The organism is Anaerosolibacter sp., from assembly GCF_029240175.1.
Lineage (GTDB): Bacteria > Bacillota > Clostridia > Peptostreptococcales > Thermotaleaceae > Anaerosolibacter.
The window spans coordinates 351,331-370,836 of the sequence record NZ_JARBTM010000005.1 but is presented as its reverse complement, the minus strand read 5'-3'; the positions used below and the strand labels follow the sequence as shown (position 1 = coordinate 370,836).

The 19,506-nt window shown below is 38.4% G+C and carries 18 protein-coding genes, 1 pseudogene and 1 riboswitch; of the genes and pseudogenes, 1 reads left to right on the top strand and 18 read right to left on the bottom strand.

Annotated features, from left to right (window positions below; all coding sequences use genetic code 11):
• The 14 genes and pseudogenes from K0R93_RS05950 to K0R93_RS05885 all read right to left on the bottom strand — a co-directional run.
• Window positions 1–91 (bottom strand): annotated as a pseudogene (locus tag K0R93_RS05950) (glycine/sarcosine/betaine reductase complex selenoprotein A); the annotation flags it as partial.
• A 45-nt stretch (window positions 92–136) separates the two neighbouring features.
• The gene (locus tag K0R93_RS05945; protein WP_300298950.1) at window positions 137–1,423 is read right to left on the bottom strand and encodes a glycine/sarcosine/betaine reductase component B subunit; all 1,287 of its coding nucleotides are present in this window, start codon (window positions 1,421–1,423) and stop codon (window positions 137–139) included.
• A 69-nt stretch (window positions 1,424–1,492) separates the two neighbouring features.
• Window positions 1,493–1,813 (bottom strand): thioredoxin TrxA, encoded by a 321-nt coding sequence (gene trxA / locus K0R93_RS05940; protein WP_300298947.1) that lies wholly within the window; start codon window positions 1,811–1,813, stop codon window positions 1,493–1,495.
• A 57-nt stretch (window positions 1,814–1,870) separates the two neighbouring features.
• A complete protein-coding gene (gene trxB, locus K0R93_RS05935) occupies window positions 1,871–2,818 on the bottom strand; it encodes a thioredoxin-disulfide reductase (protein WP_300298944.1) in 948 nt (315 codons plus the stop codon).
• A gap of 26 nt (window positions 2,819–2,844) precedes the next feature.
• Window positions 2,845–3,237, bottom strand: coding sequence for a GrdX family protein (locus K0R93_RS05930; protein ID WP_300298941.1), 393 nt, complete (start codon window positions 3,235–3,237; stop codon window positions 2,845–2,847).
• Window positions 3,238–3,429: 192 nt separating this feature from the next.
• A riboswitch (glycine riboswitch) is annotated at window positions 3,430–3,536 on the bottom strand.
• A 157-nt stretch (window positions 3,537–3,693) separates the two neighbouring features.
• Window positions 3,694–4,806, bottom strand: a complete 1,113-nt coding sequence (locus K0R93_RS05925) for a DUF362 domain-containing protein (RefSeq protein ID WP_300298938.1) — start codon at window positions 4,804–4,806, stop codon at window positions 3,694–3,696.
• Window positions 4,807–4,853: 47 nt separating this feature from the next.
• Window positions 4,854–5,699 carry a DegV family protein gene (locus tag K0R93_RS05920; RefSeq protein WP_300298934.1) on the bottom strand — a complete coding sequence of 282 codons (846 nt, stop codon included), beginning with the start codon at window positions 5,697–5,699 and terminating at the stop codon, window positions 4,854–4,856.
• A gap of 40 nt (window positions 5,700–5,739) precedes the next feature.
• Entirely contained in the window at window positions 5,740–6,591 is an 852-nt protein-coding gene (locus K0R93_RS05915) for a DegV family protein (protein ID WP_300298931.1), read from the bottom strand.
• A gap of 146 nt (window positions 6,592–6,737) precedes the next feature.
• A complete protein-coding gene (locus K0R93_RS05910) occupies window positions 6,738–8,369 on the bottom strand; it encodes a Na/Pi cotransporter family protein (RefSeq protein ID WP_300298928.1) in 1,632 nt (543 codons plus the stop codon).
• Between the two features lie 376 nt (window positions 8,370–8,745).
• Window positions 8,746–10,374, bottom strand: coding sequence for a Na/Pi cotransporter family protein (locus tag K0R93_RS05905; protein ID WP_300298925.1), 1,629 nt, complete (start codon window positions 10,372–10,374; stop codon window positions 8,746–8,748).
• Between the two features lie 184 nt (window positions 10,375–10,558).
• Complete coding sequence (trmL, locus tag K0R93_RS05900) at window positions 10,559–11,029, bottom strand: tRNA (uridine(34)/cytosine(34)/5-carboxymethylaminomethyluridine(34)-2'-O)-methyltransferase TrmL (protein WP_300298922.1); 471 nt, start codon at window positions 11,027–11,029, stop codon at window positions 10,559–10,561.
• 10 nt (window positions 11,030–11,039) lie between these two features.
• Complete coding sequence (locus tag K0R93_RS05895) at window positions 11,040–11,501, bottom strand: chemotaxis protein CheX (RefSeq protein WP_300298917.1); 462 nt, start codon at window positions 11,499–11,501, stop codon at window positions 11,040–11,042.
• 102 nt (window positions 11,502–11,603) lie between these two features.
• Window positions 11,604–12,536, bottom strand: a complete 933-nt coding sequence (locus K0R93_RS05890; RefSeq protein WP_300298914.1) for a DUF362 domain-containing protein — start codon at window positions 12,534–12,536, stop codon at window positions 11,604–11,606.
• Between the two features lie 67 nt (window positions 12,537–12,603).
• Window positions 12,604–13,761, bottom strand: a complete 1,158-nt coding sequence (locus tag K0R93_RS05885; RefSeq protein ID WP_300298911.1) for a DUF362 domain-containing protein — start codon at window positions 13,759–13,761, stop codon at window positions 12,604–12,606.
• Between the two features lie 214 nt (window positions 13,762–13,975).
• Between K0R93_RS05885 and K0R93_RS05880 the strand changes: the two genes are divergently transcribed.
• Entirely contained in the window at window positions 13,976–14,383 is a 408-nt protein-coding gene (locus K0R93_RS05880; RefSeq protein WP_330685042.1) for a Fur family transcriptional regulator, read from the top strand.
• 43 nt (window positions 14,384–14,426) lie between these two features.
• On the opposite strand, the gene K0R93_RS05875 is transcribed toward K0R93_RS05880, so the two are convergent.
• The 4 genes from K0R93_RS05875 to K0R93_RS05860 form a co-directional block, all read right to left on the bottom strand.
• Window positions 14,427–16,682, bottom strand: coding sequence for a transglutaminase-like domain-containing protein (locus tag K0R93_RS05875; protein WP_300298908.1), 2,256 nt, complete (start codon window positions 16,680–16,682; stop codon window positions 14,427–14,429).
• Window positions 16,658–17,881 (bottom strand): DUF58 domain-containing protein, encoded by a 1,224-nt coding sequence (locus K0R93_RS05870; RefSeq protein WP_300298906.1) that lies wholly within the window; start codon window positions 17,879–17,881, stop codon window positions 16,658–16,660. Before K0R93_RS05870 ends, K0R93_RS05875 begins: the two co-directional genes overlap by 25 nt.
• Complete coding sequence (locus tag K0R93_RS05865) at window positions 17,874–18,806, bottom strand: AAA family ATPase (protein ID WP_300298904.1); 933 nt, start codon at window positions 18,804–18,806, stop codon at window positions 17,874–17,876. Before K0R93_RS05865 ends, K0R93_RS05870 begins: the two co-directional genes overlap by 8 nt.
• Window positions 18,807–18,987: 181 nt before the next feature.
• A complete protein-coding gene (locus K0R93_RS05860; RefSeq protein WP_300298901.1) occupies window positions 18,988–19,485 on the bottom strand; it encodes an SEC-C metal-binding domain-containing protein in 498 nt (165 codons plus the stop codon).
• Window positions 19,486–19,506 lie beyond the last annotated feature (21 nt).

Below are 19,506 nucleotides of genomic sequence, written 5' to 3'. Positions count from 1 at the left end.
CTGTTCCTTTTAGGCATTCTTCCATTGCAGGACCTGGTATACCATCTCTGTCACCGATGATGATGACTTTTTTGCCATCGAACATACTCATGGTTACCATCCTCTCATTATTTATATTTCTTTATTGAATTACTTCTTAGAAGCTTGTTGCAGACATTTTGTTGAAGCCAAGCTCATTTGTAGCTCCTGTAATTACCTGAATTTCTGCTTCAATACTTCCATCTGGTCTTAAGCTTCCATCGAAACCACCAGCAATTTTATCAGTATAATCAAGCATACCGATAATTTTCTTCATTGGAGGTAAAACGATTACTTCGTTTGCATTACCACCTGTTACCACAGCATCTGCTTTAGGGTCAGCATCTGCAAGGGATTGTGATGCTCCATCTCTACCAGCATACTCATCTGTAACGATTACAGTTTTAACGCCTTGGTTTTCGATTTTCTTACAGTTCATGATTAGGTCAGTATCTGGGTTACCAAAACCTTCCTGAGATACGATAGCTCCATCTAATCCAAGGAATCTACATAACTTAGCAGTCCAGTCAGATGATCTTTCTTTATCTGCTAGGTATACGTTTTCATTGGTGATAATAACACCTACGAAGTTGATATCCTTACCATGTCTAGCATATAAATCATGGATGATTGGATTGTTCTGGTGATGATAAGTAGTATTCTTATCGCATGCAGAAACACAGTTACCGCTTAAGATTGCCCCATCCATAATCTCTGTTGGATATAGGATTGTTGGAACAATTTTCTTTGCGTCTACTCCATATACATATGTGTCATGAAGTAATCCTTGTGTCTGAAGCATGTACACATAACCAACCTTAGGAAGGTTTGGATACTCTTGAATACTCTCTAGTAATGGCTTTGTCTCATAAACTTCAACTTCATCAGGTTGAACACTCATGCCCGCTTTTCCGATGAAATTAGCAGCTTTTAAGCCTGCCATTCTAGCAGCTGCCTCATACTCAGGCTGCTTTAAGCCCTCTACCGGCTCAATTACCAAGCAAACATTGCATGTTTTTGAGAACGGTGTATACTCTGCTCCAGGACCTGACATATCAATGATACCTTCCTGGAAACCTACGATTTTACCGCAAGTAACCACTGCGGCACCGCTTAATACGTGTGTGCGTCCTGTACCCACTGTTGTAACCTTGTTCATTACGCCTGGGAATATTCCGCCTTGACCTTCAACCTTCGCTCTTGGCTCGATAACATCCTTGACAGGTGTAATTCTTGTTTCCTCACCTGGTTTTGCAAGCTCCACTTTCACACTCTTAATGTGCTCGTCTTCCATGATTAGGTTTACAATTTCCTGCTCGTTTACATACAGTGTTCCATTAACTACCTTCGTTGTGTCACCAAACTGAACATCTGTGATTTTGATTCTTCCTAGTTCTAGGCGCACAAAATTCACCTCCCTTTATATTTATAACCCGCTGCTGGTGAGAGTATACTCACCAGCATAAACCCCAGGTTAACCTACATGTTTTTGAATCATTGCCTCAATATTTCCTTTTGTTGCATCATCCTTAGTTACTTCTTCAATTTTCGCTCCATCTTTATAAAGAGAAATCGTAGGAAGTCCAAGAACTTTTTGAGAAATTGCTAATCTTCTAGCTTGTGTAGTGTTTAACTTTACAAACTTCACTTTATCTCCGTATGTTGCAGCAAGGTCCTCTACATCTGGTAATAAAGCTTTGCAAGGCTCACAGCCGTCGCTCCAAAAGTCTACAAGTACTAAACCTTGTGCTTCAAGAACTTCTGCTTGGAAAGTATCCTTATCAACAGCTAACATCTTTTTCACCTCCTTTAACAGGCGAAACGCTAGGAACGTCTCACAAGATTTTGAGAACTACTCTTCAAAATTATGCTCGATATATTTTTCTGCTTGAACTGCAGCAATGGCACCATCAGCCACAGCTGTAACCACTTGTCTCAAAGATTTAACTCGGATATCTCCTGCAGCAAATACACCTGGTACATTGGTTTTCATATTATCATCTGTTGGAATATATCCCTGTCTATCCATATCAACTTTTCCTTTATAAATTGCACTTAAAGGATCGTATCCGATAAATGGGAAAATACCGAAAGTACCATCATTCTCATCTGCCACATACTCTGTTGTTTCACCAGTTACAAGGTTCTCGAACACAACAGCCTCTACCACACCATCTCCCTTAATCTCTTTGATGGTTGTATTCCATAAAAATTCAACTTTAGGATTCTTGAAAGCTTTTTCTTGAATTGACTTAGCAGCTCTTAATTCATCTCTTCTATGTACGATCGTAACTTTTCTCGCAAACTTTGTTAAGTACATCGCCTCTTCTACGGCCGAATCTCCGCCACCTACAACAAACACTTCCAAATCAGTAAAGAAATCAGCATCACAGGTTGCACAGTAAGATACACCTTTTCCAGTAAGTTCCTCCTCACCAGGACAACCAATCAACTTCGGCGTTGCACCGCTGGCGATAATAACAGTCTTCGCATGATACTCTTCCTTTTCGCCTTTCACTACTTTTACTTTTCCGCTAAAGTCTACCTCTAAAATATTGTCCTTCTTTCTTTCAGCTCCAAACTCTTCCACTTGCTCTACCATTCTTGCCACAAGGCTAGGGCCAGTTGCATTTGGAATAGATCCAGGATAATTAGCAACCTCATTGGTTGTTGAAATTTGTCCACCCACCTTATTCTTCTCTAATACCAAAGTTTTCATCTTTGCTCTTGCTGCATACAAGCCCGCTGAAAGACCGGCTGGGCCTGATCCAATAACTACTACATCATAAATGTTTTCCATTTTAATACCTCCTTATTATATAAATCTTATACATGGAATTGATCCATACTTTCAATGGCACTTTTAATGAGATAAAAATCTATCATTTGAAAATCTTTAAGAATTTGTTCTGTCCAAAGAGGTGTTTTTTTGCCTGTAATGAATTTTCTGGCTGTAGCAATACTTTCTTCAATAATCATCAGAGAGTCCATGTCTAAACTCCCACGCTCAATGGATATTGCCAATGACTTGTAGGGTGTTTCATTTGGTTTAACACTGCCAGAAAGTGGATGGGTCAGGAGATTATGACCCTCATGAATCTTATCTCTTGCTTCTGATAACACATCTAAGTAGCTATAAGCGTCAGAATACATTATGTCCATTTTACTAAGATAATTTTCATATACCCTTGGATTATTTGTAATAATTATTTTTTTCAAGTTTTCACCCCGAGTTCGTCGTTTTTAGGAAAACGTTTTATTGCTAGTTTTTTAAAAATATCCGTTACATATAAAAAAGAAACAGAGAAGCATAGCAAATAATCCATTGCCCTGCTCCTCTGTCTTAGACCTGAGAGTTTCTTCTAAATAGAATTGCCCCTTCGGTGCTTTTGAAAAAGCTTTCCAGAGATCTGTCAAAATACGGTCCTTTTGCCTGAGAATTTCACCTAAAAAACGGCATTTTTTTTGGTTTGTTCCTTCGGCGGCCCAAGAGTTAGGCTCTCTCCCGCATTTATCAGCCAGATTCAATATATTAAATTTCATCATATATTCCATATTTTTCATAGATTTATTCTATCTTCATTATATTACACTTGCTAAATGTTTGACAATATATTTATCGTGGCTGAATTTTCTGAATTTTTGACTGTTGGCAATGTTTTCTTTTCTTTAATTTTAATCGATGGAAATCAGTTCATAACGATTACTTCCTAGTCCTATTTTTTCACCATACTCCAGAATATAAGCTGCATTTGTCCCTTCATGAAGTCCCCTAAATTTATCTTTTCCTGGTTCATGATTACACGTCAAATTAGAGTCATGATTTCCATGTTGGTTATTTACAAGGTCAAAACTTGCTCGGTCTATGGCTACTGGATCAAGGGATGCCAATATCCCTATGTCCCGGACAATAGGTGCGTCACTCCAGGGTACACAGTCGCATAGAGGGGTCACGTTCATGACGAAGTTCATATACGCAACTTTTCCTTTTTTATTGTTCACAGCCCCAAGGGCATATTCTGCCATTTTTTCTAAGAACACATCTGTGCTTGTCTTCCATTGGACTTTTATTGCCCTCTTATGGCACACCGTCGTACACTCACCGCAGCCTATACATTTTTCAAGATCAATGGTTGTTTTTCCACTTTGTACGCTGATGGAGTCAACAGGACACCATTTAGCACATATACTGCAGCCTATGCAGTGCTTATCAATGATTTCTGGTTTAGCATCGGAGTGTTGGATTTGCTTTCCTGCCGCGGATGCACAGCCCATGGCAAGATTTTTTATGGTTCCGCCGAAGCCTGCCATCTCATGCCCTTTAAAATGAGACAATACAATCATGGCATTTGCATTATGGATATCCCCAGCAATCTTCACATGCTTAAAATTCTTCTGATCGACGGGTACATCAATGGAATTCTTGCTAAACAGCCCATCGGCAATAATAATGGGTGCGCCAACCACAGCATAAGCAAATCCATTTTCAATGGCAGTAGTCAAATGATCAACGCTGTTGGTTCTACTTCCTGAATACAATGTGTTCGTATCAGTTAAGAAAGGTTGTCCCCCATTTTCCTTGATCTTATCAACCACTTGCCTTACAAAGATAGGATGAATAAAAGCATTGTTCCCTTTTTCACCAAAGTGAAGCTTTACAGCCGTATGGTCGCCTTGGTGAAGCACTTCCCCCATTCCTGCTTTGTCAAATAACTTTCTAATCTTTGTTGATATATTTGTATTCTTTGAACTCGATCTTAAATTCATAAAATAAACCTTACTTGCCATATCAACGATTCCTCCTATGTAAAAGTAACGATTTTATAATGCTGATCCTATCCTTTTAAATATAGCAGTGCCAATATCCCCGGACCCGTATGGGTGCCAATGGTACACCCAATATTTGTGGTCACAAGTTCTCTAGGTTCAAACTCCTTCATTACTTCTTCTTTTAACAGCTCTAGACCTTCAGCATTATCTCCGTGGGCAAGGCCTATGATCTCGCAGCCCTTTTGAATACCTCTCTCTTTGGCCAATTCAATCATTCTTGGAATGATTTTTTTGCTGCCTCTTACCTTGTCTAGATTCTCCACCTTGCCATCCTCAATAGTCAATATAGGTTTTACATTGAGTATGGTCCCAATGGCTGCTTTTGCAGGACTTAAACGGCCGCCCTTCTTTAGATACTCTAACGTCTCCACTGAGAAGAGATGGTCCACGCGACCCTTCATATCTTCAATTCTCTCAAGTATGTCTTTTTTTGCTTTACCAGCTTGAGCCATTCTAGCAGCTTCGACGACAATCATACCACAAGCGTAGGAAAGGGCATGGGTATCTACAACCGTAATATCGTCGGATTCTCGCTGCATTTTTGCCATCATTGCTGACTGGTGTGTTCCGCTTACCCCTGATGAACCATTGATTACAATAACTTCATATCCGCTATTCAGAGCATTTTCTATCTCAACCAGAAAATCATGGGGCGGCACCTGAGACGTACTGGGTGTTTCTGGGGCACTCTTTAGTTTTTGAAAAAACTGCGTTGGATTTAAATCAATACCATCTTTATATTCTTCATCTCCAAATCGGATGGTCAGAGGTAGTATAGAGATGTTATATTTGACGGCTAACTCCTTTGGAATATCAGAAAGACTGTCTCCGATTATTTTAATAGGCTTCATGTAAATTCCTCCCTTTATGCATAGAGAACCATTCTTTTTATTATTGGTCTATATATTCATTCAAAAAGTATATGGCCACAGCGCCCGGTCCAGCATGGGTACCAACAACACAACCAGTTTTAGATAAAATAACCTCTTTCACATCAAAATTCTCATGAATTGCATTGATTAGTTCAAGGGCATAGGCTTCATCGTTAGAATGATTAACTCCGATTGTCTGATTCGACAGGTCAATTTGATGACTTTTTATCCAATCTAACAACCACTTTATTGCTTTTTTCCTCCCCCTGACTTTTTCCTCAGGCACAAGCTTTCCTTCCTTCATGGTTAATATTGGTTTTATATTCAGTAATTTTCCCATAAAAGCCTCTGCTGCATTCAATCGGCCGCCCTTATATAGGTTTTCCAGGGTATCTACAACAAATTTATACTCTATTTTTTCTTGCATGTATGTAATTCTATCAATAATCTCCTTTCTAGTATAACCATTTTTTGCCATTCTAGCCCCTTCTATGACAAGAAGTCCATAACCCAAAGTCACTCCTTGGGAATCAATCACATCAATAGCTGTATTTCCTAACATATTCTTCGCAGTAATAGCAGAATTATATGTACCACTCAACTCAGAAGACATTAGTATAGCAATGACTTCATCCCCACGGCTTGTGATTTCTTCAAAAACTTTGAGAAACTCTCCTGGGGTTACTTGGGAAGTTGTTGGCAGTTTAGGGCTCTCACCTAACAACTTAAAGAATTCTTCAGCGGATAAATCAACACCATCCCTATACGATTTATGCTCAAAGTTTACAGTCAAAGGTAGTACCTCAATTTCTAGATCATCTATTAAATTCTGGGGAATATCAGATACACTATCTGCTACTATTCTAATCATCTACTGCTCACCTCAGTTTTAAATTTGTTCTACACCTATTGTATTACCAAAAATATCAATTTACAACCATATTTTCCCTACCTGCTTTACAACTAAAATGAAATAAGATGCTGTATTCACAGCATCTTATTTCATTTTATCATTCATTATGATTTTTGTGTGGCATCAATTACTGCAAAAGCGATTTTTTTCGCGTGATCTCCTATTCTCTCTAGGTTACTGATTACATCCAGGAATATTACCCCTGCGCCAGGAGAGCACTGTTGTTTATTTAATCGGGCAATATGACTGGCCCTCAATGACTTCTCCATATGATCAATCTCTCCTTCACGCTCAATAACACGCTTGGCAATATTTGTATCCCCTGTTTTGAGGGCAAGGATTGCTTGTTCATAGGATTTTATTACGCGATCATGCATCAATTCCAATTCTTGTAAAGCACCTTCACTAAAATCCAACTTGTTTTCTATGCGATAGATTGCCAATTCAGCCAAATTATCTGCGTGATCCCCTACCCGCTCAATGTCATTGATGGTATTGAATAGGCCATCCACAATCTCATGCTGTTCTCCAGACAAAGACGTGTTCGATAACTTTACGAGATAAGAAGCAATTTCTCGTTCTAGATTGTTTACTGCGCTTTCAATATTGAATACCTCATGGGCAACCTTCTCATCAGGCTTCAAAAATGCCACCATCGATTTACGGTAACAATCTAAAGCTAGATTTCCCATGTGAAGTACTTCTTTGATTGTCTGCCCCAAGGCAATAGACGGTGTTTCAAGAATACGATCGTCTAGATATTTGACACCAATTACTTGATCTTGTTCATCATCCGTTTCTGGTATAGCTTTCTTTGCAATATATACTAGTACTCCTGCAAAAGGCAATTGAATAAGCATATTTCCGATATTAAACATCGTATGGGCATTCGCTATCTGTCTAGCAGCATCTCCCGGAGAAATCGATTTAACAAGATGTAATACTGGACCTTGTAATACTAACACAAATATGATTGTTCCGATTACATTAAATGAGAAGTGTATAAATGCGGCTCTTTTGGCTGTTTTTGTTGCGCCAATACTAGACAACATGGCTGTTACACATGTACCAATATTGTCCCCAAATAGAATTGGCAGCGCTGCTTCTATAGGCAGTAATCCTTGGGTAGCAAGGGCAATCAAAATACCAATAGATGCACTACTGCTTTGGATAATTGCTGTAACTCCAAAACCCGCTAGAACCCCAAGAAGCGTATCAGTAATTGAACCGCCGCCAAAGCTAGCCAATAGTGTTCTGAAACCTTCAAATTCACGGAGAGGCTTCATGGCATCAGACATGGTTTCCATGCCGATAAACAATATACCAAATCCGATGAATATTTCTGCTATATTTTTTGTTCTTTTGTTCGAAGTAAACAGCCAGATCGCTACCCCAATTCCTACAGCAACTGGTGCATAATCTGTTAGTTTAAAAGATACTAACTGGGCAGTCACCGTTGTACCGATATTTGCACCCATGATTACGCCTACAGCTTGGGTCAGCTTCATGATTCCTGCATTGACAAAACCTACAACCATAACTGTGGTAGCACTACTACTTTGAATAACCGCGGTTACGATCGTACCTACAAGGACACCCATAACTCGATTGTTTGTTAATACCTCGATTAACCTTTTCAACCTTTCTCCAGCTGCTTTTTCAAGGCCGTCACCCATGATACGCATTCCGTACAAGAATAAACCTAATCCACCAATAAGTCCGAATGCAATGCTCATTTTTCATCCTCCCATGATTATCTTCCATGTCTCAAGATAGTTTGCCTAAAGAATATTGAATGTATGCTTATACCAGCACTTCACTCATTCAATAACTACCTTGTATATCATACGACATTTTTTCACCCTTTTTGTTAAGTCTATGTTAAATCTTTTAACAATTTATTGTTTTTATTAACACCATGTAAAAAATGCATCTGACGATGCCTTCGCTAGGGGAACCTAGTTCCCCTTCGACGGCTGCTAAGCAGCCTGAGCACCCCTCTGAAAACGGCATGGGAATACCTTCCCCTGCACCCCTGTTTTTTTATTTAATAGGAAAGTAGACCTTTCCTATTAAATAAAAAAGGGATACCCTGGAGCATCCCTCAATTTATTATTTTCGATTCGTATCAATAACAGCCATGGCTATATTTGATGCATGGTCTGCGATCCTTTCTAAGTTACTCAACATGTCTAAAAATATTACACCCGATTCCGGTGAACATTGTTGTTTGTTCAAACGCTGAATATGATGGGCTCTTAGACTTTTTTCCAATGCATCTACTTCACCCTCGAGCTGAATAACCTTATTTGCGCCTCGGGAATCACCTGTCTCTAAAGCCTCTAGGGAAAGGGTATATGCATCCACTACTTTTTCATGGATTTCCTTCAGTTCTGCCATACCAATATCTGAGAAACAGATGTCATGTTCAATGGCATAAAGAGATAACTCTGCTAAGTTATCACTATGATCTCCCACCCGTTCAATATCATTAATGGTACTAAACAATCCATCTACCACCTCATGTTGACCTGCCGATAGTGCTGTATTTGACAGTTTCACCAAGTATGAAGCAATTTCTTGTTCCATCTGATTGATTATTTTTTCTTGTTTAAACACATCATGAACAAGCTTTTCATTCTTATCTATAAATGCATCGATTGATTTTTTATAGTTTGCTAAGGCCAACTGCCCCATATTTATCGTTTCTTTCATAACCTGTACGATAGCAATAGAAGGGGTTTCAAGAATACGATCATCTAAATGTTTGATTCCACCAATTTCTTCCTTCTCATAATCCTTTATCGGAATAATCGTATTTGCTAGTTTCACTAGTAGTACAGCAAACGGTAACAATAAAAGCGTATTTACAATGTTAAAGAATGTATGGGCATTGGCCAGCTGCCTTGCAGCATTATCAGGCGTAAGATATTTAACCAAATGAATCGTCACACCTCTAAAGAACACCATAAAAATGACAGTACCTATAATATTGAACATAAAATGGATAAAAGCGGCTCTTTTCGCTGTACGATTGGCCCCTATACTAGATAACATCGCTGTAACGCATGTTCCAATATTCGTACCAAAAATAATCGGCAAAGAGGCTTCTATTGGTAAAAACCCTTCGCTTGCTAAGGCAATAAGAATACCCGTAGCAGCACTGCTGCTCTGTACAATGGCTGTAACCACAAAACCTGTAAAAACAGCTAAAAAGGAGTCTAAAAATGTTCCTTTTCCAAAGCTCAGCATCATCGTTCTGAAACCTTCAAATTCTTTTAATGGCTTTACGGCATGTTTCATAAAATCCATGCCAATAAACAAGATTCCGAAGCCTATAAAAATCTCAGCAATGTTTTTTGTTTTTTTGTTCTCAGCGAACATCCAAACACCAACGGCTAAACCCACCACCAAAGGTGCAATCTTATTTAGATCCAATGAGGCAATCTGGGCAGTAACGGTGGTACCGATATTGGCACCCATGATAATTCCTGTTGCTTGGGTTAACGTCATAATTCCTGCATTGACAAAGCCTACAACCATAACGGTAGTCGCACTGCTGCTTTGAATAATCATTGTTACCAGCGCACCTACAACCACTGCAATAATCCGATTATTGGTCAATACCTCAATAATCTTTTTCATCTTGTCCCCAGCAGCTTTTTCAAGGCCATCTCCCATGATGGTCATCCCATAAAGAAAAAGCCCCAAACCTCCAAGTACTTCAAAAATGATCTTCATGCTGTCCCTCCAATAATTTAAAATCCTGAAACCTGTCCCTGTATATCATACACTATTTTTTGATGTTTTTGTTAATACATCGTTAATTTTTTTAAATTTGCGTTAAGTTGTCCCCTTAAAATATTAATAGAGAAATGCAAAAAACCATCATTTCATCAATGACGGTTAACATTATTGTGACTTTTTATACTAGATTTTCAAATCCAAGCTGTCTTAAGGCTTCAAACAAAACAATATTTACTGAATTTGATAGATTCAAGGACCGGGCTTTATCTATGGGCAGCATGGGAATCTTTATGCAGGTCTCCATATTATTAGCCAATACTTCTGGCGGTAACCCTGCTGTTTCTTTACCAAAAACAATGAAATCCTCGTCTTCAAATTGCATATCCGTATAGTATTTTTTGGCTTTGGTGGTAGCAAAATAAAATCTTCCATGGGGATATTTATCAAAAAAATCATTTAAGTTTTCATATACGTGAATTTCTAACAGATCCCAATAATCCAATCCAGCCCGCTTTAGCTGTTTATCATCAATAGAAAAACCCAGTGGCTTGATTAGGTGAAGCCTGCTTCCTGTGGCAGCACAGCTTCTTGCAATATTCCCCGTGTTTGGCGGAATTTCTGGTTCAAACAATACAATATTTATTGCCATTTCTTATCCTCTACTCCTTTACTGCAATATCAATTTCAAATGTACCCATTTCAGTTTGTAATGGTATACATATGGTTTTCAATTGGGCGGTTGATAGGGAAATCCTTTCTCCTACCAAAAGGGTGGGCGGTGTTATATCCATCGTCACTCCCACATTATAAAGCAAGGTGGCTGCATTTCCTAGAATCATGTTACCTAATTCAGAAATTGCACTTCTTGCAATCTCATCTAAGGCAGCTACAGGCATGCCCCCCATCATATTGGAAGCTATTTTTAGTGCCATAGGTTCACTCATATTGATCAAAACTTGCCCCTTGATAGATCCTGTTAAACCAATGATAATCGCGACATTTTGAGATGCAAATGGTGAGTCCTTCACATAGATTTTTCCGATTTCACTTGAAATGCCCGCCATTTGCGCTAGAATATCCCTGCTGGCATTTAAAAAAGGATTGATATATTCCGCATTCACATCTTTCGCCTCCTCAAATGTTCTAAACGTATTTCTGTTATTATACCATAAAAAAGTTAAAAATAAAGCTTTTCCATGGATTCATATGGAGGGCTGCTGGATTTAACGATTACCATGAATATCTTTTATTTTGTCTTTGTCTAAGGCTATTTTTTGATCATAAGCAGCCTGACTAAAGATGTTTTCAGCCGTTTCAAGGGGAATCCCTCGCAATGTCATTTTCTCCGGCTGAGCCGCGCCAATCTCCTCCTTAAAGAGACTATAGATGTACTGCACCGCCTGGGGAAGAAATCCTAACAATCTGGCCCCTATGGTATCTGCCGCCACAGGATCTGTACCGGCAATAATTAAACCGGGTGTATCAACAGATTTACCATCGGATGGCCCGGTTCCGATCATCGCTTTATCAGCACTGATAATCGTTAAATCTATGGGTATTTTTTTTGCCATAGCCACAATAAAACCATGGAGATCTTCGTGAATACCTAAATCTTTTTTGGGAAATCCATGGATCTCGGCTGGCGGCCAACCCAAGGCTATATTTTTTATGCCTGCACTTACGGTTGCCTCTTCATGCTGCTTCAATTGGGTAAAGGAGATGAGCACATCCATTTCCTCAATCAATTTATTCATTTTTGTAGATGCTATCACATTGTGTTCTAAATCTAATTCCACATAAGGCCCATAATTTAGATCAACAAATTCCACAGCTTCCTCTTCGATAATCTGATCATATCCGACTGTTTTCATCACCCGAGGCGTCGGATCTCCGCCAGATCCAGTAGCAATATATATTTTTTTAGGATTCTTGGTCTTAATATACTGAATAAGCCTTTGCAGGGTATGGGGTCCTACTACAGTGCCTGTATAAGGTAACTTTGACTTTACCCAATTCGGTGTAATTACGACCACGTCTCCTGTTTTAATAATTTCATCCATTGGCAATAATTCTAATGCATCTATTACCGATTGGCCCTCATTCTGATCCTTCATGATAGCGACAATAGGTTCTTTTACTCTTCTTTCTTTTCTCATCCTTCCACCTCATATCCATTAGAATATTGATAGTATGATTAAAAAGAGAAAGAAGTATTCCCTCCTGCTATAGCTTCGCCAACAATTTCATGAGTAATGGTCGATGAATTTCTACTGCTTTCACAGGGCACAGTTCTTGACAACAAAAACATCGTATACACTCATCTAAGCGAACATTTGGCTTTCTATCCTTCATTTCTATGACCTGGGGCGGGCAGTTTTCTGCACAATCCCTGCATCCTACACACTTGTCATGCAGAAAAATTGGTTTTGGCTGTATAAGCTCGTTCAAGATATCTCGCAAGAACTTAGGCAGCTTTCCCTCTAACAAATCCAGTCCTCTTATTTCAGGGATGATAAAATCTTTGACAATAAATCCCTCTACTGCATCACCAAGCAATTCAATATCCTCAAAGTTTCCTTTACATAATCCTCGCTCCACACATCTCTGTATCGTTGGTACCTTTGCAGGGGTTAATCCAATAATGGATGAAGCTACCACATCCAGATGGTACGGACTTTCAGATGCTATCACAGCACCAAGTTTCCTCGGGTTCCCTGCACTTGGGCCAGCACCTTCCATACCAACAATTCCATCCATAAAGGATAAAACAGGCTCACTGGCCAGGCAAATATCTACAAGGGCATTGGAAAAATCAGCATTATTAGGCATGCGTACATGATACTCAGCCTTTTCCAATCCAGCAACGATACCAAACATGTTCTTTACAGCTCCTGTAAACATCATCATTCCATGGGTTTTTAACTTAGAGACAGATATAACCTTATCCACTTCTTTTAATACCTCAATCGCTGTTATCTTCTTTAGTAAAAGTCCCTTCTCATTCTTTATTTCTACTGCATTGGTATTATAGTTTAACGTAGCTCCTATTTCTTTTGCGATTTCGTCCATGCCGCAAGCTTTATATACACCTCTTAATGCACCTTCATTAAAGGGTCCCCCGGGGCTGTCTCCTATGATCACCTCTGCACCATAGTTTATAAGAATCTCCGCCAATGCTTTTGCAAAGGAAGGATGGGTTGTAACTGCCTCCTGGGGCCTTTTCTTCATCAATAAATTTAATTTTAACAGTACTTTGTCCCCGGGTTGTATGTATTTTTCAATTCCACCCAGATGTTGCAAGCTTCGTTCAATCGAAGCTTTTACTTCTTTATAGTCATAATCTTCACATCTTATCAAAGAAACTTTTTTCAAATACAACACCCTACTTTCTATAACAATCTTGATTTCGTCTCATATATATCATAAAACATATGAATCATTAAGACAATCTAAGTCTTTTTTCAAAAAATGATAAATAAAATTTATTAATCGTTTAAATTTTCACGAAATTGTATATTGTTGTTTGACAAATAAATCCATTTTGTAATATAATCTAACTAACAGAATAGACTGTAATTGAATGGAGCGTGTTGTCGTGAAAGAATTTACAAAAACTCTCAGGGATCACGGTATGAAGGTAACACCTCAACGTATAGCAATATATGACATACTCATGAATACTACGGAACATCCTAGTGCTGAGGTCATTTACAAAAAACTTGCGCCTATATATCCTACCATGAGCCTTGCTACCGTTTATAAATCCTTGGATGTGTTTAAAAAAGCTGGTCTTGTTCAAGAGTTAAATGTAGGCGAATCCAGCTTTCGTTATGATGCCAACACTCATTCCCATCCTCACATTATCTGTACAGTATGTCATAAGGTTGATGATGTTGAAGAAGGTATTTTTTCTGATCTCGTTGATAAAGTCAATTCTTTCACAAATTATTCCATCCATAGGCAACAATTATACTTTTATGGATTATGTCCCCAGTGTAAATAGACCTTTATACGAAAGAGCAGCCCTAGGGCTGCTCTTTCATACTTTAAAAAGCTTTTTGGGGTTCTAATGTATAAAGAGTTCCTTTTACAAATTTATGATAAAAAAACAGTCTGAAACCAAGCTTCTGTCTTACAACTTCCTCCATCTTCTTTTCAAAGTTCTTCATTATTTCCAATTCTTGAAAAGACAAGGGTTTACCACTATATAACCCTTTTTCTAAAATTCCAACGATTTCCTGCCTATTTAAATTCCCATTAAAATATTTTTCCAGTGATTCTAAGCGCTCTCTGGGCGTCAAACCTTCTTCCTCATTGGATTGAAGATATCTACTCAGGGCCTCAATGGATTCATAATAATATCCAACAGCCCTAGGGTTTTCTTTCATCAAGTGAAGTCTCTGCATTTTGATCTTACAATGCCCGATTCGTAACAATATAGTCAAAATGAACACACCTATGGTCCCTAACACTATTTTCAATGCTATATTTGGTATCTTCATGGCATTCAATGGTTTTTCCTTATTATAATCACCATGAACGTTCAATCCTGCAAACTCTTCATCTAGTCTATTCTTAAATGCTAAATAGTCTGGATTCTGCCTTTGTGGTGAAGAGATTGTATTGGTATTCACCATTTGCTGGGATTCAATATGGATTTCACCGCTTTGAACAGGATAGGCAGGTGTTGGTTCAAAAGCAATCCACCCCAACTCATCAAAGTAGGCTTCTACCCAGGCATGGGCCCTGTCTGCAGTTACTTCAAAGTATCCATCTTCATTTTTCACATCTGGTAGTATAAAGCCTTCCACATATCTCGTTGGTACCCCGATGGTTCTACCCATCACAGCCATTGCAGATGCGAAATATGTGCAGTACCCTTTCTTTTCTTCATATAAAAAGTATTCCACAAAATCCTTGTCTTGCGGCACATTACTTACATGCAAAGTATAGAGATAGGTTTTACGTAGATATGTTTCGATACCCTTTATCTTTTCATAGGAATTAGAATATCCATCTGTAACTTCCTCGGTCAATGCTTTTATTTTGGGTGACATCTCATCGGGCAACTGGAGGTATTCCCTCATTTCAGCCTTGTAGGATTTAGAAGTTCCTGTAAAATTGACCTCCTTTAGCATAGGAGCCTTACTATGAACGTAATAGGACTTAGGTCTAGGTCTTAAAAACGATTTTACAATATATAGTTCATCTTCCTTTGTTCTCAAGACCTCATATCCTTCTACATCTACTCTATAGGGCTTGTAAGGAGCGAAGATTGTGTTGGTTCGTATATTTGTAGGATAGATTTCTATTTTTGTTTCTTTATAGGTTATACCCTTGTATTCCTTTCCTTGATCATTCTGTACAAAGGCGGCGCCCTTGTCTTGAGCAGCTAACCAATTCTCCCCTGTGTATAGACTTTTTATACGACCTCTAAGGTATAGCTGGCGATCCGCAGAAACATACATCACAATACTTTTATCCACCTGAATAGCCCCTCCAAGTTTTTCACCATTTTCTTGATAAGGAGTTTCTTCAAATGCAAACCCACTCTGAATTCCTTTGTTTTCGCCATTGTGCCGCCATTCTCTCAGAGATGGAAATATACTTATAACAGTGTCATTTATAGACTGAACAGATACCGCTTCAAATTCTATAGAAGCGATATTCGCAGTACCCATGATTAGCATCAAGGACAATATTCCATAGAATGCTATATGGCTAAAAGGAAATCTGTTGGAAACATGTTTTTGTTCAATACTATCCTTCATATACTTCTCATAGCTTTCGTAAGCATAAAATAAAACAAGCCCAAAAATGAAAATATTGAAGTATCTAATCGCATGATCAATATATTGATACCATTCCACAATAAAAAATATACTCCATAATGACAGCAAATAAGCGTTTCTAAATTTTAGCAAAATGAAGCCTGTAATGATATCTATCATTGCAAATAAAATAATAGTAAGGTAAAGATCGTATGTCAGGATAATGTTGGTATCCAGTCCTTTAATAAATTCAAATGCCCACTTTCCAAAATTCCATAGAACCTTTGCATCAAATATGCCTTGATAGTAAGAAATCCCCAAGACACAAGCACTGCCTAATGCAATCGGGGGGATTACCCAGCGTGGAAACATTAACGACAAACAAACCCCAATCCAAACCCCAAGTTGAAGAATAATAATTTTTATCACTGGCATATGAATATTTAAAGCCTCTAACATGAGTAAGTTGATACTTGCTGTTATAATGGCCCCTAGAATAAAATAAATTATGCTTTTCTTATTTGGATGCATGCCTCATCCCCCAATATCTCTCTGATGTCACTATCCGAATAAACTTTGTGAATAATTACTTTTTTTTCTTTTAGCAAGCTTTCTCCGTAATGTCCATCCATATCCACACTCTTTATTTGACTTGGACGTATAAGTATAAGTATCACGTCGATTCTCTTCCTTCTTATGCTTAAAATTTCATCACATAATCGTTTTGACAAGTGTACGGACAACACAATCAAAGTAGTCCCCCAAGGAACCATTCCCTTCTCCCTTTCTAAGAGCTTATCTAAAGGCAGATCTCCTTCAGGTGCAAATTCCATAAGGGATGTAAGGAATAACTGAAATTTGCCGATATCTTTTCCGCTAATACTATTCCTTTCCCCCCATGTTCGGGTTAAAGATGTATGTAGATTTTTCGAAAGACAATATCGTATAACCGAACCAGCTACTTCTATAACCTTTTCTTCCAGGCTCCCATCCGTATCCATCCCATAGCTTCCATGATAGCCATCAATGATAAAAAGGATGCTTGCATTGGCTGATAGCTCAAAATTTTTTACATAAAGCTCACCTGTCTTCGCCGTTGCCTTCCAATGAATCTTCTTTACCGGGTCTCCTGGTGTATACTTTCGAATGCTATCAACACTGCTATAATCCTCATATGTATTTTGGGATACCCTTACATTTCCAAAGAATTCTGCTGCTGGAATGGTCATTCTCTCAATTTGCGCAATTCTAGGATATACCTTCAACTCTAACTGGTTATTGAAATCTATGGTTTCTTCAAAAAGATGAAATAGATCTCTTAACCTCACACGAAGTCTACCTACAGGATAGATACCTCGATGAATACATTTAATTTCCCTCTGTATATTTACAAGTTCTAAGGGTTTAATCATTCTAACTTCTCCAGGTATGTCGGCGTTTCCCAATCTAGATGCAATTTTACAATCTATCTCTGCGTAGGCCACAGGGATTATACTCGTATTATTCAGCTTGTATCCAAGGGTCAAGGTATCCCCTACCATTACTTCATTCTTATCAATATAGAAGAAGCACGCCAGGTTCTTTTTATTGACGCGAATACTCACATAGGAAAAAATCAGCATGAGCATCAGCACCCTAAGAATCAAGTAGGGAAGCATTCCGCCTGCTAACAAGGCAAATATAATACTCGCCAGCAACAATCCTGTGAATATTTTCCCATTTCTAAGCATACTGCTTCACCACAGGTATTCTCACTTTTTTCAAAATTTCTTGGATGATTCCTGTATTTGTAATTCCATTATACTTTGCCTCTGGTCTTAATATCATTCGATGGCTCAATACATCATTGGCTAAATGCTTTATATCGTCTGGTGTAACAAATTCTTTGCCCTTTATATAGGCATAGGCCTTCGCTGTTTTATATAATGCGATAGAGGCTCTAGGACTGCATCCCAGCAAGACGCTCGGATGCTGCCGTGTTTCATTCACAATACCCACTATATAGCGTTCCAGTTCTTCGCTCAAAAACACCTTATGCATGGCTTCCCTTGCAGACCACAATTCATCCATGGTCACCACGGCCTCTAGATCATCCAGTCTTGATTCCCGTCCATTTTTCTTCATGATCTCTAGTTCCTCTTTCATCGAGGGATATCCCAAAGTAATACGCATCAAAAACCGATCTAACTGAGCTTCAGGAAGAGGAAAAGTTCCTTCATATTCGATAGGATTCTGAGTAGCTATGACCATAAAAGGATCTTCCATTCTAAAGGTTTTTCCTTCCATGGTGACTTGATGTTCTTCCATAACTTCTAGTAAACTGGATTGTGTTTTTGGCGATGTTCGGTTGATTTCATCTGCCAAAATGATTTGATGATAAATGGGCCCTTTCACGAATTCGAATTTACCTTCCTTTTGATTATAGATGGATACCCCTAAAATATCCGAAGGTACCAGATCAGGTGTAAATTGAATTCTACAGAAACTGCAATTCATAGATCTGGCCAAGGTTTGAGCAATCGTTGTCTTTCCAACACCAGGCACATCCTCTATCAGAACATGTCCTCCTACAAGCAATGCAACAACCATTTTTTCGATACAGTCATGCTTTCCAACCATAACTTTTCCAATATTTGTGAGAACCTTATTAATCATAATTTCCTCCGTCAATTCTGAATTTTTTAATAATTCTTATTTCCATTATATCCACAATTTCCATATTTTTGGCTTTAAATTTTTGTAATATTATATTACAAAAAAGAATAAAACAAAAAAGTTGTCTTCCTTGGGCTGCTATAGCAGTCCAAGGAGGACAACTTCTCTAACTATTTCTTATTTATTTTCCACAGCACTTCTTATACTTTTTGCCACTTCCGCATGTGCATGGATCATTTCTACCAATTCGGTCTTCTTTTACTACGATTTTAGATCTTTTCTGTGCTTTTTCAATCTCTTTTCTTTTCTCTGCACTAAGGATTGGCTCCCATTCTGATAGGGTATATAGGTAATCTGCCTTTGCTTCATGCATATTGTAGAAAAGCTTTTCAAAATCGATTTCTAATCTTGCGGTGCTATCCTCAGTCATCTCTTCTAAATCCAATCGATTTACCAAACTGTCATTGATGCCATCTAGGAATCCCATAACAAACTCATTGGAAACTTCCAATTTCTCAGCCAATCCTTTTATCGTTTCCTCTGTAACTTCTTGGTAATTGCCAAGAATAAGCTCATAGAAGCTCTTTTCAGCACCACAGAATTCTTTCCAAAACGCAATTTCTTCCTCTTGTGTTTTGTGTTCGAAGGCAATTTCTTTCCAATTATTAAAAAGACTCATTTATATTCTCCTTTACAACAA